At 36.0% G+C, this 26,393-nt stretch carries 17 protein-coding genes; 7 read left to right on the top strand and 10 right to left on the bottom strand.

The annotated features are described in order from the left end of the window. Window positions 1–150 precede the first annotated feature (150 nt). The 3 genes from IQ247_RS07155 to thrS all read right to left on the bottom strand — a co-directional run bounded on the left by IQ247_RS07155 (window position 151) and on the right by thrS (window position 5,435). Window positions 151–2,331, bottom strand: a complete 2,181-nt coding sequence (locus IQ247_RS07155) for a TonB-dependent receptor plug domain-containing protein (protein ID WP_228059541.1) — start codon at window positions 2,329–2,331, stop codon at window positions 151–153. A 713-nt stretch (window positions 2,332–3,044) separates the two neighbouring features. Continuing rightward, the gene (locus tag IQ247_RS07150; RefSeq protein ID WP_193918485.1) at window positions 3,045–3,344 is read right to left on the bottom strand and encodes a type II toxin-antitoxin system RelE/ParE family toxin; all 300 of its coding nucleotides are present in this window, start codon (window positions 3,342–3,344) and stop codon (window positions 3,045–3,047) included. A 243-nt stretch (window positions 3,345–3,587) separates the two neighbouring features. Next, window positions 3,588–5,435 carry a threonine--tRNA ligase gene (gene thrS / locus IQ247_RS07145; protein WP_193918483.1) on the bottom strand — a complete coding sequence of 616 codons (1,848 nt, stop codon included), beginning with the start codon at window positions 5,433–5,435 and terminating at the stop codon, window positions 3,588–3,590. Between the two features lie 262 nt (window positions 5,436–5,697). Here thrS and IQ247_RS07140 point away from each other — a divergent pair, with 262 nt between their 5' ends. Next, window positions 5,698–6,054, top strand: coding sequence for a DUF2605 domain-containing protein (locus IQ247_RS07140; RefSeq protein ID WP_193918481.1), 357 nt, complete (start codon window positions 5,698–5,700; stop codon window positions 6,052–6,054). A 205-nt stretch (window positions 6,055–6,259) separates the two neighbouring features. After that, complete coding sequence (locus IQ247_RS07135) at window positions 6,260–6,607, top strand: DUF2973 domain-containing protein (RefSeq protein ID WP_193918479.1); 348 nt, start codon at window positions 6,260–6,262, stop codon at window positions 6,605–6,607. 134 nt (window positions 6,608–6,741) lie between these two features. Here the strand turns inward: IQ247_RS07135 and IQ247_RS07130 are convergent, their stop codons facing one another. Beyond that, window positions 6,742–9,006: an amylo-alpha-1,6-glucosidase gene (locus tag IQ247_RS07130; RefSeq protein WP_228059540.1), complete on the bottom strand. Its 2,265-nt coding sequence runs from the start codon at window positions 9,004–9,006 to the stop codon at window positions 6,742–6,744. Between the two features lie 819 nt (window positions 9,007–9,825). Further along, window positions 9,826–10,869: a glycosyltransferase family 4 protein gene (locus IQ247_RS07125; protein WP_193918475.1), complete on the bottom strand. Its 1,044-nt coding sequence runs from the start codon at window positions 10,867–10,869 to the stop codon at window positions 9,826–9,828. A gap of 79 nt (window positions 10,870–10,948) precedes the next feature. Between IQ247_RS07125 and IQ247_RS07120 the strand changes: the two genes are divergently transcribed. The 4 genes from IQ247_RS07120 (at window position 10,949) to trpE (ending at window position 16,643) form a co-directional block, all read left to right on the top strand. Next, window positions 10,949–11,113 carry a hypothetical protein gene (locus tag IQ247_RS07120; RefSeq protein WP_193918473.1) on the top strand — a complete coding sequence of 55 codons (165 nt, stop codon included), beginning with the start codon at window positions 10,949–10,951 and terminating at the stop codon, window positions 11,111–11,113. Window positions 11,114–12,037: 924 nt separating this feature from the next. After that, entirely contained in the window at window positions 12,038–14,044 is a 2,007-nt protein-coding gene (locus IQ247_RS07115; protein ID WP_193918603.1) for a DICT sensory domain-containing protein, read from the top strand. A gap of 392 nt (window positions 14,045–14,436) precedes the next feature. Further along, complete coding sequence (locus IQ247_RS07110) at window positions 14,437–14,865, top strand: photosystem I reaction center subunit II PsaD (RefSeq protein ID WP_193918471.1); 429 nt, start codon at window positions 14,437–14,439, stop codon at window positions 14,863–14,865. Between the two features lie 230 nt (window positions 14,866–15,095). Next, window positions 15,096–16,643 (top strand): anthranilate synthase component I, encoded by a 1,548-nt coding sequence (gene trpE, locus IQ247_RS07105; protein WP_193918469.1) that lies wholly within the window; start codon window positions 15,096–15,098, stop codon window positions 16,641–16,643. A gap of 135 nt (window positions 16,644–16,778) precedes the next feature. Here the strand turns inward: trpE and IQ247_RS07100 are convergent, their stop codons facing one another. The 5 genes from IQ247_RS07100 to purS all read right to left on the bottom strand — a co-directional run bounded on the left by IQ247_RS07100 (window position 16,779) and on the right by purS (window position 25,785). Next, a complete protein-coding gene (locus IQ247_RS07100; RefSeq protein ID WP_193918467.1) occupies window positions 16,779–17,465 on the bottom strand; it encodes a Uma2 family endonuclease in 687 nt (228 codons plus the stop codon). A 211-nt stretch (window positions 17,466–17,676) separates the two neighbouring features. Beyond that, entirely contained in the window at window positions 17,677–21,333 is a 3,657-nt protein-coding gene (locus IQ247_RS07095; protein WP_193918465.1) for a P-loop NTPase family protein, read from the bottom strand. A 91-nt stretch (window positions 21,334–21,424) separates the two neighbouring features. Next, the gene (locus IQ247_RS07090) at window positions 21,425–24,457 is read right to left on the bottom strand and encodes a hypothetical protein (protein WP_193918463.1); all 3,033 of its coding nucleotides are present in this window, start codon (window positions 24,455–24,457) and stop codon (window positions 21,425–21,427) included. A gap of 271 nt (window positions 24,458–24,728) precedes the next feature. Further along, window positions 24,729–25,400: a phosphoribosylformylglycinamidine synthase subunit PurQ gene (gene purQ / locus IQ247_RS07085; protein ID WP_193918461.1), complete on the bottom strand. Its 672-nt coding sequence runs from the start codon at window positions 25,398–25,400 to the stop codon at window positions 24,729–24,731. A gap of 106 nt (window positions 25,401–25,506) precedes the next feature. Further along, a complete protein-coding gene (gene purS, locus IQ247_RS07080; RefSeq protein ID WP_193918459.1) occupies window positions 25,507–25,785 on the bottom strand; it encodes a phosphoribosylformylglycinamidine synthase subunit PurS in 279 nt (92 codons plus the stop codon). A 147-nt stretch (window positions 25,786–25,932) separates the two neighbouring features. Between purS and IQ247_RS07075 the strand changes: the two genes are divergently transcribed. Beyond that, the gene (locus tag IQ247_RS07075) at window positions 25,933–26,325 is read left to right on the top strand and encodes a Fur family transcriptional regulator (protein ID WP_193918458.1); all 393 of its coding nucleotides are present in this window, start codon (window positions 25,933–25,935) and stop codon (window positions 26,323–26,325) included. Window positions 26,326–26,393: the final 68 nt, after the last annotated feature.

Here is a 26,393-nt window from a genome sequence, read left to right as displayed (position 1 = left end):
CCTGCTGATTATAGCGGTTTTAATTTGAATAGAACACATACACCATAATGATGATTTTAACATTTATATAATTAATATTCATCTTTTCAGTGTATTCGACTGCAATATTTGTGATTGATTCCTTGGATTAAACCATTTTTAGTTAAAAGTTTAAATACTTGAACTCAAACCAACTCTCCAAGTCAAACCAGGGCTATAAATTCTATTAACTCTTTCGTACTGTTCACCTAATAAATTTTCTAAGTAAAATGTGAATCCTAAATTTTGATTAATGGGTATGCGAGCGCTAAAGTCTAAATTGAAATAAGATGGTGAAAAGTCTGTGTTTTTATCTCCAGGAGCCGTAAATAAAGCCCGACGAGCGCCACTATAATAAGTGCCATATAAATTTGCTTGCCATCCATCTTTTCCGTAACCAATTCCTGCTTGTAAATTCGAGTAAGGAATTAAACCTAATTGTAATCCTGTTTCCGCTCCAGTTTTAATTTTGGCATCAGTATAAGTGTAGTTGAAAAATGTTGACCAGTTAGGTGTCACATTCCACCTTAATGCAGCTTCAAACCCATTGGTATCAACTAATCCGACATTTTGCCATTGACCTTGAATTATACCTAAACGGTCATTTAAACTACTACCAAAATAAGTAAATTGACCAGTTAAATTTGACGATAGATTAACATCAACTCCCGCTGTCCAATTAGAACCAGTTTCTGGTTTTAAATCACTATTTGGCAACCATCCATGTACGGTATCATAAAGATATTTTTGGTCTAAACCAGGATTTCGCTGTACAGAAGACAAACTTCCACGCACTGCAAGATTTGGTGATATTCCATAACGAAGACCTAAACTCGGATTAAAGTAATTTCCATACTCGGAATCAAAGTTTTGTCTTAATCCTAAATCAAATTGCAATGCATTGTTAATTTTAACAGTATTCACAGCAAATAAAGCTGTATTCAACAAACTTTGATTTTCTGATTCGTTCAAACTAATTCTATCTGGACGAGTGCTGTCTGTAATTCCATCTAAGTTGAGATTGTTGACATCCAAACCCCAACGAAGTTGATATCTAGGAGATATTTTCCATTGATGATCTAATCTCCCAGTAAATTGTTTTGTATCTAAAGTTCCGGTACGATAAAATTCTGTGTTTTCAAAAACTGTGGGACCGTATGTATTAAAATAATCTTGGTTAAATCCTAATGTAGTTGTGAGTTGAGAATTATCGGCAAGTTGGGATTTCCAAGCTAAACCAATGTTTAACCCATCATGGTCTAGTCGATCTTTTTGCAAGGGAAAACCAAAGTAAACTAAACCACGCCGACTACTGAGTGTTTTCACATCTAAACTCAGAGTGTTTTTCTCATTTAAATCAACTGCAATATTCCCAAAGTAAGCACTAGTAGCAGTGTCGGCATTAAATAAATTACCATCTGCATCGCGATTAGCTGCACCTACAGGAACTTGGTATTTATTATCGATAAAAAAGCGTTCAAAACTCAAGTTATAACGTACATTTTCAGTTCCACCACTAAAACTTGATTGTTGATTATTTGAATTTAAAGAACCAAATTCGGCAGTAGCATTTAGTTTTGGTTTCCCACTACCTTGTTTGGTGATAATATTAATAACTCCACCTACTGCGGAAGAACCATACAAACTGCTTGCTGCACCACTATATAATTCTATTCGATCAATTGCTTCAACAGGAATGCTATTTAAATCTGTAGCACCATGATAAGTATTAATATTAGTATTAATTTGTCTACCATTAATCAGAATTACCGACTGATTAATTGACGCTCCACGATAATAAGTTCCTGTATGAATATCTGCTCCATGACCAACATCATTAATGACAAATCCCGGCATTCTTTTCAGAACATCTGCTACACTCGATGCACCTTGTTTTTCAATTTCCTCCCTATCAATCACATGAGTTGGTGTTGATTTTGGTAAAGTGTTTCTCTCTCCAATCACATCTAATATAATATCATAATCATCTGTTTCTTCTGGTTCTAGATTATTATTTTGAGATATTTTTCTATAATTAACCTCTTCATTTATGTTGTTAATTTGAATAATGTTATTTTCCTGGTTTTTTATTGGTTGAGTTAGGAAGCTGGCATCAGTTGCGGGTGATTTAAAATCACTGAGATTCAATATATTTGATTGAGTTTGGGAATTATCTTTCAAATCCATTTGATTGTTGTCAATATCAACTGCAAGTGATGGAAAAGCAATAAATAAACTGAGAGAACTAATTGAAAACAAGTAAAAATTATTTTTCATTGAATTGAAGTGTGATTTCACTAATATTTTTTGCATTCAGAATTTGCTGTACTCGATCTATCTCTGGTACAACTCGTTTGTAATTTTCATTTTTAAATTCAAGCAGGGCTATTTCAGATTATATTTGACCGCAATTCACATCATATAAACCATGCTAAAACGAGCAGAAAATCCTAGATATTCTACCTACTGCAAATCACTTTTTGTTAACATTTATTTATCTTGAATATTCGTTCTCTGAACGTTTTTAAATTGCTGAATATACAGAAGATTATCGGGAAATAATATAAATTGTCAACTAATTGTATAACAAGTTTTGTATTTTTTTATCTTTGACAAGCTGTCTTAGTTAAAAATTTTCTGCTTGATTAAGTATGACAACTTGTCATATCAAAATATTTGATTTTTTTAGTTCAATTGATGTTATTTAGGAGAACTTAGAACACAGATTAAATGGATAACACTGATGACACTGATTAATAACTCTTAACTCCTAACTCTTAACTCCTAACTCATAACTACAGATTAAATGGATGACACTGATTAATAATTCTTAGCTCCTAACTCTTAACTCCTAACTTAGAACACAGATTAAATGGATAACACTGATGACACTGATTAATAATTCTTAGCTCCTAACTCCTAACTCCTAACTCATAACTATTGACTCCCTTACCATAGAAAAAACCCGGCTATAGAAATCAGCCGAGTTTTTACTTAACGTTAAAGTTATGCTTTAGATAGATGTATTAATCTTTGCCAAATTCCTCCAAGAGCTTCTTCTTGTAAGTGACTGCGGCAACGGTAACAGTCTGACCTTTGATACGATAGATAATTCTATACATATAGGCAAACTGTTGTCTAATGCTATCGTCATCGAATTCCGGCACCATTTCACCAGAAGAAGGACAGTGATTCAAACTGCGAGTAACATCAAGTATTTTCTTAACGACTGCGGCAGTATAGGAAGCAGAATCACGGGAGATATATACGGCAATTGCTTCTACATCATCTAAAGCTTTAGGTGACCATACTACTTGATAAGCCATTTGCTTAAACGTTCTTTGGCCTCATTGTGTGTCCTTGTTCCTCTAGTATCCGCTACTTCTAGGCTACGTCGCACTTTTTCGCTGACATAGAGATGATATTGAATATCTTCAACAGAACAATCATCCGGTAACTGTCTCAAAATAGATTGGATGCTTTCTTTGGGAGTACTCATAATGTTATTTTTTGGTTATTTATATAAATTCGGTAATAGGAAATGGGCATATGCCCATCTCTATTGTCTACTAAAAGTTGCTGTAATTGGTAATTGCATTCTTGATATTATCCATTACTTCGGATACAGGGATGATTCCCAAATCTCCAGAAGCGCGGCTACGAATACTTAAAGTATTTGATTCTACTTCTTTTTGCCCGACTACAGCCATTACCGGAATTTTTTGTTTTTCGGCATTACGAATTAGTTTACCAAGTCTGTCGCCACTGGTGTCTACTTCCGCACGAATACTTAATAATCTCATTTGAGCGGCAACATCTTGAGTAAAATCTAATTGCGCTTCTGCGACTGGTAATAATCTGACTTGTACTGGTGCTAACCACAATGGAAAATCACCTGCATACTCTTCAATTAAAATACCAATCAGCCTTTCTAATGAACCAAAAGGAGCGCGGTGTATCATTACCGGACGTTGACGAGTACCATCTTCAGCAACGTATTCTAGATCGAAGCGTTCGGGTAAGTTATAGTCTACCTGTACCGTTCCTAACTGCCATTCTCTTTCCAAGGCATCGCTAACAATAAAATCTAATTTGGGACCGTAAAAAGCAGCTTCTCCTATACCTTCAAAGTGAGCCATTCCTAACTTTTCTACTGCACGACGGATAGCACCTTGAGCTTTTTCCCATGCTTCATCAGAACCAATATATTTTTCCTTGTTTTCTGGATCGCGGAAACTCAGTCTGGCTTTAAAATTCTTTAGTTGTAATTTATTAAATACTGACAGAATTAAATCAACAACATTAAGAAACTCTTCATCAAGTTGATCGGGAGTCGCAAATATATGAGCATCATCTTGGGTAAAACCCCTTACTCGGGTTAAGCCACCTAATTCTCCAGACTGTTCGTAGCGGTAAACCGTACCAAACTCAGCCAAACGCATTGGTAGTTCTCGATAGGAACGCAGTTCGTTGTTATATATCTGAATGTGAAAAGGACAGTTCATTGCTTTGAGAACAAAACCTTCCTCTTGCGCTGCGGCTTCCTCGTCTTCTGCCATCATCGGAAACAAATCTTCTTTATATTTCTGCCAGTGTCCCGATTTTTTAAATAAATCTACTTTGCCAACATGGGGCGTTACAACTGGTAAATAACCGCGTTTTACCTGTTCTTCTTGAAGAAAATCTTGTAAAAGAGTTCGCAATAAAGTCCCTTTGGGAGTCCACAGCGGTAAACCAGGTCCGACTAAATCGGAAAATATAAATAATCCTAATTCTTTACCCAATTTACGATGGTCGCGGCGCATTGCTTCTTCTTTACGCCGCTTGTATTCGGTTAACTGTTCGGGAGTTTCCCAAGCAGTACCATAAATCCGCTGTAGCTGTGCCTTATTCTCATCTCCGCGCCAATATGCACCAGCAACACTTTCTAATTCAATCGCTTTAGCAGTTAATTCCCCGGTATTCTCTAAATGAGGACCAGCACATAAATCCCACCATTCATCCCCCAAATGGTAGATTGTAATTGGTTCTTGTTTAATATCTTCGAGAATTTCTAATTTATAAGGTTCGTTAATTTCTTGGATGCGACGTTGGGCTTCTTCGCGGCTGACTTCTTCTCTTGTAACTGGTAATTTACGATTAATGATTTTCACCATCTCTTTGTAGATGGCTTTCAAATCTTTTTCGGTAAATGGTTCTGGATTATCAAAGTCATAATAAAATCCATTTTCAATCCACGGACCAATTGTAACTTGACTTTTAGCAAACAGCTTTTGTACCGCCATTGCCATAATATGAGAAGCTGTATGGCGAATTTTTTTTAAATTCTCAGATTCACTGGTACGTGGTAGATTGATTTTTTCAGGTTTTTCTGATTGATTTTTTTCTTCAATCGGCGATATCGGCTGTTTAACCATTGGCGAAAATTATTTTATTGTAGAACTGCATCTATATTAACGACCTTGGGGTAGAGTGCATCACTTTCATCAACCCATGTTTAAATATTCTGTCTTTCGGATGTGTACAGATCAGAAGGTGAATATATATAATGGTAATAAAACTGTAGTCAAAATTACAGATTATTTTAAGATTCTAGCTGGATAACTGTGTGGCGTTAAATGTTAAGAATATTAAAGAACGTTAATATTAGTAATAATATTCGGATTTTTTTTCTCATTTATGCGAGACTCTAATTTACCAGAGCTTGAATTACTTCATACAGTCTTGCAGCCATTGTTGGAAGACTTTGAGTATTGGTTTACGCGTTCAGCTTTGCTGCTGCAATCGCAAACTTTTCTAGAAACAGAGCATCTCTCATTTATAGATCCGCAGGAGCAATCTAACTTATTGAAGCGAGTAAGGGTTGCGGCTGATGAAGTACAAGCAGCTAAAATGTTGTTTGCAGCGACTGAAGGTAAGGTGGGCATTGATATGGCAACGCTTAAGCCTTGGCATCAACTAGTTACCGAATGCTGGAATATTGCAATGAGATTCCGCTCTGAGCAGGATGTTTCCATAGACAAAGACCAATTATAAGGTTAATGATACTTTTTCTTAACATCTTTAATATTAATGACGTTCAAGGAAAAATGTATTTAATGCGACATATATCTGATTTTTGTATAGCGAATTTGTTTGATTAAGTATGGACGCACTTAAGTTATACGGTCAGAAATAAGATTGTAAAAAACCTGAGTCAATGATTATTTAAAAAATTTGTTGCTTTTAAAGGAAAAAGTCAATGCTACTACAACTGCTTTACATTCTTGCTTTTACTATCCTTGCTTTTATAGCTGTTGCCAACTTGATTCGTAATTTAATCATGTTTAGTTTTGGTAGAGAAGCAAATTATCCAGCGGGATTTACGAGGTCTGAATTAGAAGAAATTCGTAAAAATCAAGGGAATTATCCGTTTTCTACATCAAGAAAACAGTTTGTACCCCACCCAGAACTATTAGATAATTCTGGCAATATTGTCAAAGAACCGCTGTTGGTAATGCGTTCGATTAATGTTGAAGATGCTCGTCAGCAGCTTGATGCTCTTTATAAATCATCCCCAGGAAGTAAAGGAGAAGCTGAGGAAGGTTAAAGGTGATAATTTGCTGTCAAAAACATTAAAGGATTTTAAACTTTTGTAGAGACGCGAAATAATGTCCTCCGCGTCTCTACATTAGGTTAATCGTTGATTCACAGTTTTATAAACTGAACTGGATTGATTTGTAACTAGGCTTCAATCACAACTCGGAGGTTTCCACGTTTTTTGGCAACACGACAAGCGGTAGTGCTACCAGAACGCTCAAATTCTAAGTCAAGAATTGTCGAGCCAACTCGCAAGTTATGAAAAGAAAGACTGTTTATTGATTCTGGTAGTGCTGGATCAATAATTCTTAAGCAATTATTAGGTGCGTCTGGCACTAAATTAACCATCATTTGTAGCAGCTGAAAAATAGAACCAGTAGCCCAAGCTTGGGGGGTACAAGCCACTGGATACCTCACAGGAGCTTCATCACCGTTACGCTCGTAACCGCAAAATAATTCCGGTGGACGCTGATAAGGCTGCATAGAAGTCATGTCGAACAAACCTTGGAAAAGTTCCAGAGCTTGGTCAACTAACCCCAGGGAACGTAATCCCATGGCGATAATAGCATTATCATGAGGCCATACGGAACCGATATGATAACCCATTGGGTTGTAAGCGGGGGATAAACTACTCAAAGTGCGGATACCCCAACCATTAAACATATCAGGTGCGCGTAGTCTTTCGGCAACGCTGTAGGCATTCTCAGGAGTAAAAATTCCTAACTGCAAACAGTGACCTGGGTTAGAGGTAATGCTGTCCACTTGTCTGCCGTCGCCATCTAAAGATAAGGCACAGAAATCTTGGTCTTCAATCCAAAAATCGCGATTAAAACGAACTTTTAAATTTCTGGCATCTTCTTGCCAGCGATCTGCTAAATCGAGCCGCTTTTTCATCCGAGCAATTTCTGCAAGACGCATTTTTGCTGAATAAACATAACCTTGGACTTCACAAAGGGTAATTGGACCGTTTGCTAATTCTCCTTTACGGTCTACAATACAGTCTCCAGAATCCTTCCAACCTTGGTTAACTAAACCGCGCTTTGATTTACGGTAGTAGCTGAGGAAGCCTGTCTCCTTGAGATTGCGATCGATCCAATCCATTGCTGCTAAAGCATTTGACCAGAGCTGCTCTAAAGTCTCGCTATCATGAGTCCAAGCGAAGTACTCGGCGTAAAGCATTAACCACAGAGGAGTAGCGTCAACTGTACCGTAGTAAGGTGTGTGGGGAATTTCCTGAGTGCGAGCTAACTCCCCGAAGCGCAACTCATGGAGTATTTTACCCGGCTCTTCTTCCCGCCATTCGTCATCAACTTTACCTTGATAACGAGCAAGTAAGGTCAAAGTTTCCTTGGCAATTTCCGGATTTAACATCAAAGTTTGGTAAGCGGTAATCAATGAATCCCTACCAAACAAAGTTGAAAACCACGGTACTCCCGCAGAAACAGTCTTAGATTTGCCAAAAGACTGACGCAACAAATACATATCTTGTTCGCCGCGTTCGATAACTCGATTAAAAGTACCTTTATCCGCACGAATTTTGGTAATCTTTTGTACCCAATTTTGTTCTTCCATCATTTCGGCAGATCTCGCCTGAACCAAAGTAACGGGAGGACTAACAGTAGAAGTGGGCTGATTATTTGTAAACATATTTACCCGGTAGCCCAGTTTTTGGGTTTCGTGGGTAGCTAATTCCAACTGCCAAACAGCGGTATAACCTTTAAAATAATCTGGTTGACGATGCTGGAAATGGATGCGCGATTCCATGATTAAGTTATCTAAACCTTGATAAGCAAGGGTTAAGACTTCTTCTTTTCTTGGTTTATCTCCGTCTTGTACCGATACCACACCGTCGTTACTTGCTTCAGTAGATTGTGCTTCTACTAAACGCAGCAACCTACCGCGATTCTCCCGACCAAAACCTCGGACTTCAAATAAATCTACGTAATCGGCATCAAAGCTAATACTTAATTCAAAGCTGACAGTACTCGTACTATAATTAGAAACTTCTATTTCCTCAAATAAGGCACCGTTAAGCACCAACTCCCTGCGAATACCCACTGTATCGGCTTGGAGGCGGTCTTCTATTCTAGGATTCGTACACAGCACCGAAAGCGAGAATCCTTTATCCGCTGTGCTGCTAAGCAAAACTGGCGATCGCCCTTCAATTTGTAGTTCTAAGCGACTCAAAAAGCGGGTATCGCAGCAAAACATCCCCATGCTGGGATTGACATCATTGAGCGAACAACCAGCGATGTTACCCAAGGTATCTGTGACTAAAAATAAGTCATCATCTTTTATAGTCAAAGATGCCTGTGGTCTTTCACTGAGAACGCAAGGCCATTCTGGGATGGGAATTTGGTCGGCAGGAACGAAAGTTTGTCCGTCTAGTGAAATTTTGTCCGGTGTCATCAGGGTATCCGGTGTCATTAGCAAAAATTCCGTGTACTGGTGTATAGTTTCTTTGTTAGAGATGCGTCACTCTGAAAAAAAGACGCGAATAAAATTCATTTGAGCCATTGAGCATTTTGATTGCTCGCATAAAGTTAAGTTAGGGAACACAACAAGAGCGAATATACAAAATCTTCATGAATCTGTATATATAAAAAAGTGTTGTAAATAGCAAAACTATTTTAAATAAAACCAGGTAACTATTTAATTGATTTATACTTAATTTTTGCTAGCACTCTTTGCTAGATAACTTTTATACAGCATCTAGTTCAACTGTTTTACTCTAACCGTTAGAGTTTCAGCCTCTGTATAATTTATCTATTAGCTATTATCGTAAATTATTTAAACATTTTATATAACTCTTATTTATGTTTATTTAAATATACGTCAAGCAAATATAATCATACTTATAGACGTTGCTTTTATCTCGAACAGAGAAAAAAACAATATATTTTTTTATATATACCATAAAAATAATGATTAATTCTAAATTATCAAACAATGATTATTTTTAATTACTTTAGTATTTATTAAAAGTATATATATTTACATTAGTTTAGTAGAATTATTAGCCTCGTTTGTGATCGAGCTATAAGTACGAATAAACTATGTTTAAAAAAATAATCTAGTAGTAAAGTAACACATAAGAAAACAAAGTCCGTTTTAAGCAAACTTTGTTTGGATAGTTTTACAATCACATTTATGATTGAATTTATAGAACGAGTGTTGAAGGTCGCTATTAAGCGATAACTTGACCTTCAACCCGTTACAGAGGATGACTTACAAAGCGGCAACCGAATTCAAAACCATCGAGTAAGCTTTCTCGTACTCGTCAGTCATCGATTCAACACTAAAGCGACTAACAACGTATTCTCTACAAGTTTGACGGTCTAGTTTTATCACTTTTGGAACCATCTCAATCATTTGGTTTATCGAGTCGCAAACGAAACCTGTTTTTCCATCTTCTATAACCTCCGGCACAGAACCCAAATTCATGGCGATTACGGGGGTACCAGCAGCCATTGATTCAATCATCACTAAACCAAAAGGTTCTCTCCAAGTGATAGGGAACAAAGTCGCTGTTGCTGCACCTAATAATTTTACCTTGTCTTCGTGGGAAACTTCACCAAGGTACTGAATTTGTTCGCCATCAATTAGTGGTTCTACTTGTTGTCGATAATAATCAATGTCCACCACGTCAACTTTACCAGCTATTTTTAAGGGTAAACCGGCTGCACGGGCAATTTCTATCGCTTCTACTGCTCCTTTTTGTGGCGAAATTCTACCCACAAAAGCCAGGTAAGCAGGCTGTGCGGGTTCACTGTAGAAGGGATACACAGCGGTATCAATACCGTTGTAGACTGTATGAACGTAATTTAAGTCTAAGCAGGGTTCTCGCTGGGATTGGGAAATACTGATTAAAGGCTGCTTGCCAAAACGCCGAAATATTTTAGCGGTATCGGATGTAAATGCACCGTGGAGTGTATGTACGGTGGGTGTTTTGACCAAATTACTATAGGCAAGAGCCGCATAACCCATGTGGGAATGAATAATATCAAAATTGGCGTATGCTTCTTGATAAAGGTCAGCGAGAATCATTTGATGATAGATATCTGGCTCTTGAATAGAAGAGTCGAGCCGTAAAGCCTGGTCGTGAACTGAGTGCAACTTTGCTTTCACAATCGAGTCACCAGAAGCAAACAAAGTTACTTCATGACCGCGCCGAACTAATTCATCTGTCAGAAGTTTGACGATTAGTTCTATTCCGCCGTAGCGAAAGGGAGGAACGCGCTCCCATAAAGGAGAAATTTGAGCAATTCTCATGTTTCACCAATTTTGTGGGGAATAAAGCATATTAACCCATATGCATTATCTTTTCTCAAATTTTCTCAAACTATAGAAAATGATAATTTCAAGCGGTTCTTTATCGGGTAAATATGCCATGCCTTGTTTTGCTTTAATAGCCTTTTGGGGTAGCCAGCAGTCGGGAGCATCTATATCCATCGCAAAGTGTTGGGAACTGAACGGCACAATCAAACCTCAACGCTTTCGGGCATCTAATTATTAGCCGCTACCATTGCTTACTACTTCATCGTAATTAAGTTGTGAATAAGTATTTATTCTTGACTTTATTGCGATTTAATAAGCAGATTCATCGGGCATTAATTCTAGATTCAAACCATTAGCTTGACCATCAAAAACATCGACAAAGTAATATTACATTAAATATTCTTTTTTCGCAATATATTTGATGATTATATGTAGTTTGGTAACAATATTTTGCTGTACAAATATGAGATAAATTATGTAATGAAAAAACAAAAATATCAATTGATTCAATGAAAAGAACAGGTCAGAAAAATCATCAAAATCATCATAAATTACATTGTTTTTCATGACTATAAAATTAGATATAAAAAGTAGCAATCATAGCATTTTCAAGTATTTAAAAATTATGCAACTAGCGTACAGCATTATAAGGCAGACTCGGACGGGCAGGGATGCCCGTGACAATAATGAAGCTACCGCGTCACGCTGATCCGCACGCCACAGGTGTGAACGCGATCGCAAGTGCTGATATTGGTAAATTAGGTGAATAGAAAAATTTATCGCGATCGCAAGGGAGTAGGGAGTAGAAATAAGTCCTTGAGAAGGGTTTACATTTTGTTACATAATCAAATTTATTTGTGTATACCTAGTTAGTCGTTGCAAAAAAATCAGCTTTATTATCTAAGTAAGCCTGTTTACAAACAGCAGTACCAATAAATTCTTTTGTCTAAATATCAGCAGAGGGTAGGGTAGAATATTCTCATTCTGAGAAATTGTCAGCCCAACGGCTGGTTTAGCGACTGTTAGCTGCTATGGCTCTCTAAATTTATGAAATATTCTTTACAAATTGCAACTGTTTGTTTGATCTGAGACGGCGTTGTAGTTTGTAAAATGCAGCTGTGACGTGGATTTAAATCCAGATAGTGGCTCCTTAACGACATCCATGAGCATTTCGACTTCCGTGCTGAGTGATTTGATACAGGTCTTACCGTACCTGCGACCCCAAATATACTTTAAAGCTTCATTGACAGCGCTCTCCCACGCGATGGAAGATCAAGTTTTGGCTGCGACAATGGAGCAGCCTTTAGTGATTGCCAGCTTTCAAAGGGAGAGATTTTATCGTCAAGAAGCTCATCGTTATCAGCGGCTGGCGCAAATAAGCAATCAAATATACGTTTTATCTGCACCAGAAACAGATTTTAGCAACAGTTCGGAACATTACGAAAAGGTTGCTTTTAAGCCAAAAGATGCTCTTGCTCAAGAATGGCATTTGGTAGTGATTGCTTTTAATTATGCTACTTGCTTAGTTTGCCGGGAATACCCAACTTCCATAGTAAAAAAAGATTTCCCAGAATTGATTCCCAGTATTGATATGGATACAGCGCGAAGGTTTGAGGGAATTTGGACGGCGGAAAGGGGAGTTAGCTTAAAAGCGGCGGACTTGTTATTAGACAAAATACTTATTTATCGTCCGGAATTAGCCTCAAAAATTGAGCAAGCGCGTCAACGCTTTAGGATTGGAGATAATTATAATCAAAAAATTGTAGACGAAACTAACGAATATGCTTGCGACATTGATACCAACCCTTTTGTGCAGCGCTTAGTTACTTATTTACAAGCTAGTCAATATAAGCTACACAAAGCTTATCGGTCAATTGCCGCCCAAGCACGAAAAGAACGTTTAGTCAACTCCATTAGTACTGCAATTAGGCGATCGCTAAATCCGCGAGAAGTATTGCAAGTCGCGGTACAAGAATTAGGACAAAACTTAGCAGTGAGTCGTTGCTTAATCTACCGCGCTCAGGCTGCGGATATGAGCGCTACCATTGAACACGAATTTTTGAGTTCTGGTATTTCCTCGCTGTTGGGAGAAACTAGAGAATTAGAAAATAATCCGTTGTTTCAAGAAGTGGTACAAGCAGGGGACGGAGTTTGTATTTCAGATACTCTTGAAGACACTCGCATTCAAAATTCGAGGGTACTTAGGGATTTTGTGAAAAAATTTGGGATTCGTTCCTGGTTGATGGAACCCGTATGGTTTCAGGGGCGAATGTTGGGGATGATAGAGTTACAATATTGCCGCAATCAAGCTCATGAATGGCAAACGGATGAACTCGATTTGGTGAAAGCCATAGCTACTTCCATTGGAGCAGCTTTAATCCAAGCCGAAGCCTACGCTAATTTAGAAGATTTTAACCAACAATTAGAAGCATTAGACCGCACTCGCAGCAACTTGATCGCCATTACCGGACACGAACTGCGGACTCCACTTTCCACAATTCAGGTATGTTTGGAAAGCCTCGCAACCGAACCAGATATGCCTTTAGAATTGCGTCAAGTAATGCTTAGTACCGCACTTTCCGACTCAGAAAGAATGCGGAAACTAATTCAAGATTTTTTAACTCTTTCCAACTTAGAAAGCGGTCGAATTGAATGGCATCCAGAAACTTTGACTTTACAAGAATGCGTAGATTTATCAATCAGCAGAATTAAGGCTCGCAGCAGTTTGGAAAACCTCCCGAAAGTTGCCATCAAAATATCAGAAAATTTGCCTTTAATTAGAGCAGATGGTGATTGGTTAGTGGAAGTTCTAGCCAAGCTTCTAGATAACGCTTGTAAATTCACACCCCCCAACGGAAAAATTACGATCAAAGCAAATTCCAACGGCAATAAAATGGTTGAAGTTACCGTCGCTGACACGGGACGAGGAATAGAACCCAATCGTTTAGAAATCGTTTTTGACCGTTTTTATCAAGAAGAAGGAGCCTTAAGACGTACCACCGGGGGAACAGGGTTAGGATTAGCAATTTGTCGTCAAATAATCCGAAGTTGGGGAGGAGAAATTTGGGCAGAATCATCGGGTAAAGATAAAGGTTCCAAGTTTCACTTCACTGTACCCAGCATTGAAGGAAGTCAGGAGGAGAGGCTTTTGATGGTTGGGAGCAAGTGAAGGTCAAAGGTCTAAGGTCAAAGGTCTAAGGTCAAAGGTCTAAGGTTAAAGGTCTAAGGTTAAAGGTCTAAGGTTAAAGGTCTAAGGTTAAAGGTCTTCATGTTAATTCTTAGTAACAACTATCCACCAACAACTATCCACCATCAACCAACAACTAACCACCAACAACTAACCACCATCAACCAACAACTAACCACCATCAACTAACCACCATCAACCAACAACTATCCACCATCAACTATCCACCATCAACTAACCACCATCAACTAACCACTAACCACCATCAACCAACAACTATCATTTTTCTAAGAACTGTTAAACTTCCTAACGTAATCGCAATATGACCCCGGTCGCAGTGTTACGATGCCCTAAAAACGTTGAGAGAAAATTTTATGGTACAAACACTCTCTGGACAAACTCCAAAATTTGGTGGCAGCACTGGCGGCTTGCTCAAAAAAGCGGAAGAAGAGGAAAAGTACGCGATTACTTGGACTAGTCCCAAGGAACAGGTTTTTGAAATGCCTACTGGTGGCTCTGCGGTGATGCTTGAAGGCGAAAATATGCTGGAAATTGCTCGTAAAGAGTACGGTATTGCTTTGGGCGCTATGTTCCGGAAAATGAAAATTACTGATTACAAAATTTACCGAATTTATCCCAGTGGTGAAATTCAGTATTTACATCCGGCTGATGGTGTTTTCCCTGAGAAGGTCAACGAAGGGCGCGAAAAAGTACGTTTTGTTGCCCGTAAAATTGGCGACAATCCCAGTGCTGCAAAACTTAAGTTTAGTGGCGTAACACCCTTTGACGCTCCTAATCCTTAATTGATACAGTGAACAGTTAACAGTGAACAGTGAACAGTGAACAATAAACAGTTAACTGTTAATATTATCGGGAATTAAACACAAAATATGGGGAATAGATAATCGGTTGAGATATTAAAACTGTATTTCTTTTCTTGTATGTCATGTTTAACCGAGAAATAATAATTGCTTACTGATAACTGTTCACTAATAACTGATAACTGTTCACTGATAACTGATAACTGATAACTGTGATTTTCCCCGATTTTTCTGAATTCTGCGAGTTAGCAAAACAAGGTAATTTTGTCCCGGTATATCAAGAATGGGTGGCTGATTTGGATACACCTGTTTCGGCTTGGTATAAAGTATGTGCTGGTCATGCTTATAATTTTCTGCTGGAATCGGTGGAAGGTGGGGAGAATTTAGGACGTTATAGTTGGGTGGGTTGCGATCCTTTATGGATTTTAGAAGCTACGGGTGAAAATCAAGGAAATGTAGCCGATACCTATCAAACAATTCAAACTTTCCGAGATGGAAAGCAGGTAGTTTTTGAAGGCGATCCTTTTAAGGCTTTAAGCGAATGTTTGACAGCTTTGCAGCCAGTTCATTTACCTCAATTACCGCCGGGAATTAATGGTTTATTTGGTTTTTGGGGTTATGAATTAATTCGCTGGATTGAACCACGGGTAAAGGTTCATCCGCAAGACGAGCGAAATATTCCCGATGGGTTGTGGATGCAGGTAGATCACCTGTTGATTTTTGACCAGGTAAAGCGGAAAATTTGGGCGGTTGCTTATGCAGATTTGCGTGGCTCGAATGTAGATTTACCGGCGGCTTACGAAAAAGCAAGTGGTATGGTTTCTGGGATGGTAAACAAGCTGTGTGAACCTTTACCAGGGGAAAAAACCATTATGGAATGGACTCCACCGGGAATCAGAAATGTCAAGGGAACTGGGGAGTATAAAAGCAATTTTACGAAAGCAGAATTTTGTGCAAGTGTTGAAAAGGCTAAGGATTATATCAAAGCTGGTGATATTTTTCAAGTTGTTGTTTCCCAGCGATTGTCAACTGAATATAATGGTGATCCCTTTGCGCTTTACCGTTCGCTGCGTCAGATAAATCCTTCACCTTATATGTGTTACTTCCACTTTAAAGATTGGCAAATTATCGGTTCGAGTCCGGAAGTGATGGTAAAAGCCCAAAGCGATGGGGAAGATGGAGTTGTTGCTACAGTGCGTCCGATTGCAGGAACTCGTCCCAGAGGTAAAACGGTGAAGGAAGACGCAGCATTTGCTGAAGATTTATTAAAAGATCCCAAAGAAGTCGCCGAACACGTGATGTTGGTAGATTTAGGACGTAACGATTTGGGACGGGTTTGTGAAAATGGTAGTGTTAAAGTTGACGAGTTAATGAAGATTGAGCGTTACTCTCACGTTATGCATATCGTTAGTAACGTGGTGGGTAAATTAGCGCCGGGTAAAAATGCTTGGGATTTGCTCAAAGCTTGCTTTCCTGCGGGTACAGTTAGCGGAGCGCCGAAAATACGAGCGATGGAAATTATCCACGAATTAGAACCTAGTCGTCGCGGGGTTTATTCGGGAGTTTATGGATATTATGATTTTGAAGGTCAATTAAATAGCGCGATCGCAATTAGGACGATGGTAGTTAGGGATAATACTGTGATGGTGCAAGCGGGTGCGGGTTTGGTGGCTGATTCGGAGCCAGAGAAGGAGTATGAGGAGACTTTGAATAAGGCTAAGGGTTTGTTAGAAGCAATAGGGTGTTTAAAAAATCCTTAATAGTTTGAAGTGTAGTAGCCATATTTATATATTAGACATCTGGTGGAAATTAATTATGCGTCATCCAGAAACCTTGTAGAGACGCGAAATTTCGCGTCTCTACATTCTTTTTCGGAGATGTCTATTTGTATTTTCTCAAATTTCCGGTTCAATTCCAGCTGCTCTAAGCTGTGCTGCTAAACGCTCGGCTTTTTCTAAACCCCATAGTAAAATGTTTTTATTTTCATCCCACCATCGCAACCAATAACCAGTGCGGTTTTCTCTATTTCCTTCCCATACTCCTAAAAATAAATTCATTTGAGCAATCCAGAAACGATTATTAGCATCGGGTTTTTGCAGATAATATCGTTTTGAATCATCTAATTGATAAACTTCGATTTCACCGCTATCTGGTTCAAAAATGACATAATTAGGAACTTCTAAAATTTGTTCGTAAAAGAACCACTTTCCCGGAGGGTGAGTAGGTTTAATTGAATATTCCCCACCTTGAGTATCGGAAAGAAATTCCATTACAATAACGGGAATATCGCCTTGAAGTTGTGGTGTATAACTGCGTTTTACTTGCTGTCGGGAAACAGTAATATTAGGTACATAAGCCCAATTTGGGGCTTTTACAACTATCTTTTGATTTACTGTAGCGCAGATGCCGTAATTAGTAGTAATCAGCGAATTTTCGGGTAATTTACTGGCAATTTCTAAACTTTCAGTTAACGCAGCAGCAAGTAATGGTTGATTGATATTATCCACTGGTTCGTTTTCTAATACAAAGTCATCGGGGAGTTTTTCCCAAATGATTTGGTAGTTGGGAGTTATAGAAAGCATTTCTAAAAACAAAAAGGTTTAATTTTAGTGTAAAGGTTGTTGTGAAAAACCAATAAAAAATCGTCACCTAATGTTAGTTAGTTAGGAATTATTAGAAGTCTGGTTTTTGATGTTAGTATCTATAATTAACTAAATAAATTGTTGTAAAAACCCAACTTCTGATTAAGAGTAATGTAACACCTTTAACCTTTAACCTCTAACCTCTAACCTTTTAAGAATCTTTTTGAGAAAGAATTAAATTGAGTACATTTAATTCATTGGAAGTCAACAAATACTTATCTGTAAAGCTCTTTTTTCTGATTTCTCCTAAACTGTAACTTCTAAAAAGCACAAATGGAAATTCTTTATACTTATCACCAATCGGTAAAATATTATTAACGGGATAAAGTAAGCGGATATAAGCAGCGAGAATATCGCGAAAACGTTCGTCTTCAGGCTCTTCTGGTTGGTTAGAAAAATATTCTTTTAGTACTTCACCACTAATAAATATAAATAATGGTAAGGCATAATATTGGTCTAAATTTTTGCTAAATTGTTCGAGATATTGGGTTTTATTAATTTGTTCTTTGAGTTTATAAATTAATTCTATAGCATCTTTGATAGCAGAACGTAAATTTTGGGGATATGATTTACTATGGCTAATAATCTGCATATTTTGCCATAATTTTTGATTAACGTAAGTAGCTATATCCAAAACTCGCATTTGATAAGTTTCTTCTAAAGTGTTTTGAGGAATAGGTACTATTAATAAACTTCCGCTGATATATGCTAATTCAATATTGCCAAAATCTAATAATTTATCTAAACTACTACAATTTTTTGCAAAGCTATTGTTAAAGGTTTTAAACAAATCAAGATAATTTAAATTAACAGTATCTCTGACAGTGAAATCTGCTGTACCCAAAAGTTGTTCTAAACTTGTATAAACGTTTTCGACTAAAGTATCACTTCTATTTCTACGATGCTCTTGCTTTAACTGTTTGATGAGATTTGCTATTTTAGTAGAAAATGTTTCACCAGCAGTAAAAATTGATTTACCACCGATAGGAATCACAATAAATTTGTTTCTACTGATGTTTCCATGACCAAAAATTCTGGTATTGATAGAAGCTTTTAAAATTAATAATATATTTAATAACGATAATACGCTTTCTTGTAAAGCTAATTGTTGATTTTCAAAGTCATCTTGATAGTAAATTGACTTTTGACTTAAGTAAAATATGAGTTGTTTATCTTGATGATCAATTTTATCATTTCCCCGACCTCTGTATATTACCTGAATGACTTCCATGAGGTTTTTCTCAATTTGAAATCCAGGAATTTCTACTAAAATATGTTTGGCTTGGGGAAAAGATAAACCTCGACTTCCGGAAGCTGTCATAAAAACGATTTTGACATGATTTTTACATTGATTAATTTGCTCTTTCTCTAACTCTGAGATATTGGCATGAATTTCGATATAATCTTCAAAAGGTTGAAATTTTGCTGTTTGTTGTTTAATTTTTGCAATCAATTCACCTAATCGTTGTTTATCTTGAATGTAAACTATAATTTGTTCAACTGCGGAACTATTTAATAAAATTTCGATATCTTGAAGAATCTGTTTTTGGAGACTTTTAATTAAACTATTTTTATCCTCAAGTCGAATTTTTTCTACATAAAGTTGAGATTCAACTATAGTTTTATATGTAATTGATAAACTTTTAGCTGGATAAGAATTAGCGTTGATGATTGTAGATGGTAAATTTTTGAATACAAAATGTTCGATGGAAAGAGGTTCAGATATATCATTAGTTCTACGAAAGTATATTTTATCTGGTTCTGGTGTTTTATCGGCAAGATGTTGATTTATGACGTTTTTATCAACTATAGAAGCATCAGCAATAATTACTTTTGTATTAAAACTATATTGAGAATCCGTCAATTTATATTTATCTAAAATCTTATGGATACCGTGTAAAAACTCAACACCACTATCATCTCCAGTTATCTCATCTATCATGATGAATAAATGCTTTATTTTATGAGAAATAGCTTTCATTCTTTCGGGAATGACAATATCTTCTCTATCGTTATAAGTATTTCTAAAAATTTTCTCAACGTGTTTTAAAGTATCACTATTATCAAATGTTTTTTTCAGAGATTGAATTGAAACTGTTGCGATAATATTCTGAGATTTTTGATGTTCTATAACTGTGGAAATTGCTTCACAAATGCTATTTAATACACCTTTACTGCTTTTTCCTTTATCTTGAATGATATCTTCTGTTTTTCTATTAAGTCGCTCAGCACGTCGTAAACGTAATTCAATATTTCGACTGTCGCAAAACTGTACTGACTGTAATCTAAAATCTCCTTGATGTTGATTAGATACATACTGAACCGTATACTCTCCTTGATTATCGCTGATTAAATTACTATAACTATTAATCGCTAAAATTCTGTCATCGCATAATTTATTGGAATTTTTATCCTGAAATTTTTCGATAATATCTAGATTTACTTGCTTACGGGGACTAACATAAAAAAAGAGAAAACCCTCATCTACATGACTTTTGAGAAAACTTGCGATCGCGGTTGTTTTACCGATACCAGGATTACCTGTTAAAAAGATATAATTAGAGTCGGAAATCAGTTCTTTTTTGATTAATTCTGCATGAGCATTTCGTAAATCTAAAGTTCCAGTTAATCCTAGTTTATCGATTAAATTTTGAGGTACTTTATCCACAGAATTAAAAAAACCTTCAACTCGCTCTTGATGAATGACATTAGTTGTATTATTAGCAGGAATATCTAACAGAGCATCAACAAAATTCTTCCCTTTAATAAAACTACTATAAGCACTGCGTCTAATACAATTTAAAACCTGTTTACGAGCTTGATTTATCTCTCTAATACTTGAATCATGGGTATATATTTCATAGCAATTCTGCAAAACAGTTAAATTATCCGGCTTTACAGACATAGCACTTATCCCTCTATCGCTATATCCCACAGCATTAAATATTATTGATTTATCTTCAAAATGGATGATGTTATTTTCTTTAAGAAAGTGATAGAAACTATAAGCATAACCACCAGCTTGGATTAATTTAGCGCTTTCCTTATCTTTATACTTAAATGCAGTAAAATAATTCTTCAAATTATCAGTAAATTCAAAACCTAAAGATTGTGTATCGATACGAAGTTGTGAAAAAATACTTTTTGAGCGTAAATAACTAATATCTCTAATTAATAAATTTCTTAAAATTTCCACAAAATCAAGATTTTTTAGTTCTTGACTTGAATTAATTGAAAATATCGATAAATCAACACAAAGTATTCTCAATTGTTTACGATACCGCAATAAGATTAAAGTATCTGCATTGACAAATTCACCTTTTTTTCCTAAATCTAAACCTTCCCAAAAATATTGTTTTTGATAACGTTCAATATCATCTGAAGTAAAATTATCTAATTGACGTAAAACTTCTTGAAACCACTGTATCTTATTTCTACCTTCATAAGTTCCAATACTGTTATCACCACTAAATTGACATTGATAATACAAAATTTCTAAATTGCGGATTTTATGTGCTTCACTCCAACCGATAGATTGTAAATATTCGGCAAAAAAATTTAATCCACAGAAGAAACCTTTTTGGAGATAAAACGTACTCCACTTTTGTACCATTTCTCTTTCAAGAGTACTAATAACCTGACTAACAATACCCTTGAGCATTTGGGGAAACTTTAATTGCTGCAATTCCTCCAGATATAAATTCCCAAAATTATGCCTTATCTGCTTCTGTTTAATATAAGTTAGAATTCCAATATTAAAACCAACTTCAAATAAACGTCCTAATTCTTCTGATATTTTAGATGACATCCTGATTTAATTTATTGATTTTTTATTCCCAAAAAACTCTGCGTTACTTTGCGCTAACCTCCGCGTGACTCTGCGTTAACAAATAGATAGTTTATCTTAAATCACTCTCCCGTACATTTAAAATCTTCTTGACTTCAGTTAAAAATGCTAATGAGTTAAAAAACGACTTTCCTCTCATATGATTAAATAAACAAAGTGTTCCAACCGACTCATCACCGATTAAATTTTCATAAGGATTTAATTTGACGTTGATATCTTGAGCTTTTTCGTACCGTGAAAAGTGAAACAAAGTCAATAACTGTAATATTTCATTTTTCAAAGTACCATTGAAAATCAAACCTTTATAAATATCTTCATCATCCAAAATGCCCTTATAAATATTTGCAAAAGTAGCATAAGAAATTACACCATTGTAATTACGTTCAGCACCTTTACCAATAGTGACACCATTAAATAAATTGAAGAATACTACAGATTTTTTACTAGGGTCATCAACAAGAGATGATAATTCTACTGTATCTTGAATATACAACGAATTAACTCCAATTTTCCCAGGAAACTTACTAGCATAATATTTATCGAAAAACATCGGATAAATTTTAATATTATCGTGTTTAGCTTTAAAAGCTCGGATGACTTCCCGTGACATAAAGAAAAGTCCATCATCTTCGTCTTTTTGAGTCATATATAAACTGCTAGTGTAAGGTGCTTTAGCAATATAAATAAAGCGTTTGTATCCTTGTTGATAAAGCTTAGCAACTTCATCAATCACTACAGTCGGATGGGTAAATAATTGTTGTTGTTGGTAGTTATCAGAAAAAGTTTTGATTAGTTTTATCTTGATAACACCATTTTGACAAGTAAAACCTAAAATTTCTCCCATAACGTTAGAAATTTTTTGAGAACCTTTCCAACTTCTATCGCTTTCTCGACTTGATACTATAATGATGACTAAATTATTTACTTCTTGGGGCGATTCTAAACCATGATTAAAAGTAAACTTTTTAGGAAGCACTGAATATAGGGAACTAAAAACATTAGGTAATTTATATTTTAAATTCCTAATATCTATACCTTGAGAATTAGAACGATGTTCCTCATTTAATAAATGAGATAATACTTTAGATAAAGAGACAATAAACTTTTCTATAGTCGTATTGTCTTCTTTATTATGTAAATGTAATCGTAAAATCGGGATAAATAATTTGGGTTTTTCAGGTAAAAATACTTTTAAGCTTATATATACTAATAAAGAAAAACTAAAATTATAAATGAATAATTGTTGAGAATCTAATTGATTGTCTTCTAATCTGTATGGGAATAATATTAACTTACGGTGCTTTAAGCTTTGATTATAAACATCCTGACACTTCTTATCTTGAAACGGTAAAAACAATACAGGTAAAGCACGAATATTTGTGATATCGTACTCCATATTAAAACTTTGACATTCATCAGAAGAAGCATAATGAATGTCATTAATAGTGATTTTAGCAGGGAGAGAGCAAAGGGTATTTATTTTAGTACTCGCTTCACCAATAGATATATATTTCAGAAGTTGTTTTGGATTACCCCTCAAAACAGATTTAAAAAATGTATTTTGATTAAATATCTCCTCAATATCCTTTTCCAGGATACTTTTACCCACAGAAAGATGTAAAGGATATTCTCTAGTAGGGAAATTTCGTTTTGATTTAATTAGATTGGTTAAAGATTGTTTGAGTATTGTAATTTTATTTTGAATATCATACTTTTCAAAACCCTTGAGCATTCCTCTAAAAAGATTCCGTTTTGCTTCATCATCATCACCTTTGAGAATTGGTATTACCTTTTGATCAAATACCGGAATTGGGTTATATTCTAATTCAGGGTTTTGATTACTAACATCCGTTGATGAATTCGGACGATAGGCAAACATCAGATAATATAAAAAAACGATTCTTAAAATTTTGCTCGCAAAAGATTTTTGTTGCAACTCATCATTTAATTCATCTTGATGTTCCTTACTATCTGGATTAAGTAAATTGAGATAATATTCAAATACATTTCTACCACCATAAGCCTGTACTTTCCCATCAAACTTGAGTTTCAAACCAAAAATAAACTGAATTTCTCCCTTCTCTTCGTCTTTTGTCTCTCCTAAATAACCTTCTACCTTGGGAATAATCGGTAAACTATCAAAAGCTTCACCACGGGAAAAAATATCTCGATAATTTAAAGAAACTCCTGCATAACTTACTAAATAATCACCATCTGCTTTATTAATATTGTTGATATATTCATCTACTAAACGCAAACGTCTGATAGTATCTTGTAAATAAACCACAGCTTGAGCATTATTACTACCAGTATCTACATTCAAATTCTCATGCAGAAACTCCAAATAATTTATTTGTGCTTGTTTTTTGAGTTTTCCTAAAGTTTCTCTATCGATAATTTGTTTAAGTTTATAAAAATCCGATTCTAACTTATCTTTATCTTGATACAAATCATCCAGAATATAACTCAAATCTTCCCGCTCAGCTTCACTTTTATCACCAAATTCAGCTTTGATATACTTCTCTAAACCCGCTCTTAACTGCTCGTCAAATTCTTTAGTTTTTTGTACGCTGATAGTTAACTTGTGAAATCGTAAAAGTTCTTTGCCTTTTTCATTCTTCCCTAATACAGTTAAACGCTGCTTTTGCAAATTATTATAACTACCAAAAGCATAACTAAAATCTAAACTAGAACTATTGCCCTTAAATCTCTGTAAATCTGTAGTTAAATCCTCTATAAACTGCTGAATTGATAATGAATGCTGCTCAACTTGAAATGCTAATAAATCTTCTAAACAATCCTTAATTTCCCTAATTTGTACAGGAAACTGTTCTGCAAAACCAGGACTAAAATTCACCGTAGCAGTTTTCGCACTGTTACTAGAAGCACCTAAAGGACTATTTATTGCTAAAATAGCAACCTGATTCGCAACATGATTGATATTAATTAATAACCTTTGTTTACAGGTCGATATTTTAAATATATTCTCATGCTGTGGATTTCTCAACACTTGTAAAATTTTATCTAATAAGTCGCTGTAATCTACATAAACTAACTCATTATTCCCCGATTGTAGAATATTCACCCCGGTAGCTCCTACTTATTTCAACATCACAAACAGTAACTACTTAATAAGTAATCTTTATCTCTACTCAGACGCTACCGCAATTTAACGTAGAATAAATATTAATATTGCTACTTGAGATCAACTTGAAGCTAGAAATTTTTGATTACAAATGCTTAGACTGCATTTAGCTTAGTTAATATTAGTCCAAAAACTCTGCGTCCCTCCGCGCTTAACTTTGCGTGACTCTGCGTTTAAAAATATATACTTCATTAATTCCTATCAAACTTAATTAAACCCCCACCAAAACCTTTTCCAATAATCCCTCAAACAACTTCAACCCATCAGTACTACCCAACATCGCATCAGCAGCCCTCTCCGGATGTGGCATCATTCCCAACACATTACCTTGACGATTGCAAATACCTGCAATATCTCTTAACGAACCATTGGGATTATCACCGTAGCGAAATACAACTTGATGATTATCTTCCAACTCAGCCAAAGTCTTCTGATCCGCGTAATATCTTCCTTCCCCATGGGCTACAGGTAAAACGATGTTTTCGTCGCTTTGATAACCTTGTGTCCAGGGTAAATCGTTACGTTCAACCTTTAGCGCAACTCGATCGCAGATAAAATGTAAATCTCGATTTCTAATCAACGCACCCGGTAACAACCCAGCTTCAGTTAATACCTGAAAACCATTACAGATACCCAAGACAAACTTACCCTTATGTGCTTCCTCGATTACAGAAGACATCACCGGAGAAAACCGAGCAATCGCACCACAACGAAGATAATCCCCATAGCTAAAACCACCCGGTAAAATTATCACATCAACATCAGAAATATCAGTATCTTGATGCCAAACCATACGAGTTGGTTGATTAAGAATATCTCGCGTTACGTAAACAACATCGCGATCGCAATTAGAACCAGGAAAAACAACAATACCAAATTTCATGATTGTTAAAATAGGTCAAAGGTCAAAGGTTAAAGGTTAAAGGTTGGTAATCAATAACTGTCAACTGCCCACTGTCAACTAACTCCTAATTTTTAATCCAAAATTCTTAGACTGCTCCAATAACCGACTCTACCTCAGTCAAATCGAAGCGGTAATTTTCAATAGTGGGATTTGCGAGCATTTTGTCGCATATTTTATCTAAGTCTTGACGGGCTGCATTTTCCGAATCAGAGGTAATGGTTAATTCGATGTATTTCCCAATCCGTACTTGTTCAACGTTGTTGTATTCCATCTGCTTTAGCCCGGATTGGACTGCTACACCTGCGGGATCTAAAACTGAAGGACGAAGAGTTACAAAAATTTTAGCTTGATATTTAATTGACATTTAATCTTACCCCAATGCTGCTCTGGGTATACTATATCTTTCTAAGGTCACTAAATGTAAATGATATTCTCAAATGATTGAAGTAAATTAAAAAGTAGCCATGGTAATAGAAATTATTTCTTACTGTTATTTAAATAGTTATATTTTATGAAACCCATACGTACCCGCAGCCAAGAGCGGATTTTAACCCTGCTCAAAACCAGTAAACAAAGCATTTCCGCCCAAAATATTTATGTGCAACTGCGTAATAGCAATCAAAGTATGGGTTTAGCTACAGTTTATCGTTCTTTGGAAGCCCTAAAACTCGAAGGCTTAGTACAAGTAAGAACTTTATCTAATGGTGAAGCCCTATACAGTTTAGCGCAACAGGACAAACATCATTTAACCTGCTTGCAATGCGGTAGGTCAATTCCGATCAACCAGTGTCCAGTACATCAACTAGAAACCGAATTAGAAAGCAAGCAAAATTTCAAAATCTTTTATCACACTCTAGAATTCTTCGGCTTATGTGAAAAATGCCAAGCACAGCAAGCTTGTTGACAGTTGACAGTTGACAGTTAGGAGTTAGGAGTTAGGAATTAGGAGTTAGAAGTAAGAAATTATTACCC

Origin of the sequence: Plectonema cf. radiosum LEGE 06105 (assembly GCF_015207665.1) — a bacterium.
GTDB classification, from domain to species: Bacteria; Cyanobacteriota; Cyanobacteriia; order Cyanobacteriales; family Nostocaceae; genus Rivularia; species Rivularia radiosa_A.
The sequence above is the reverse complement of the archived record's forward strand: the minus strand, read 5'-3'. Positions and strand labels throughout refer to the sequence as shown.